We start from the raw sequence: 255 nt of genomic DNA on the forward strand, positions 1-255 counted from the left end.
GTGGCCCAACCCTTGGGAGGGAGCCGTCGAAGGTGGGACTGGCGATTGGGACGAAGTCGTAACAAGGTAGCCGTACCGGAAGGTGCGGCTGGATCACCTCCTTTCTAAGGAGCACTTCTCACCATCATTTGTGGTGGTCAGAGGCCAGTGCATCGGCGAGTGTCCGGTGCTGGTTGCTCATGGGTGGAACGTTGACTATTCGGCATGATCGGGATGGCTGGGTCGCTAGTACTGCTCTTCGGGGTGTGGAACGTG

General features: G+C 58.8%; 1 rRNA gene. It reads left to right on the forward strand.

The annotated features are described in order from the left end of the window. A 16S ribosomal RNA gene (locus tag SCWH03_RS28425) occupies positions 1-104 on the forward strand; the annotation flags it as partial. Positions 105-255: the final 151 nt, after the last annotated feature.

This window comes from Streptomyces pacificus (assembly GCF_011766325.1).
Taxonomy (GTDB): domain Bacteria; phylum Actinomycetota; class Actinomycetes; order Streptomycetales; family Streptomycetaceae; genus Streptomyces; species Streptomyces pacificus.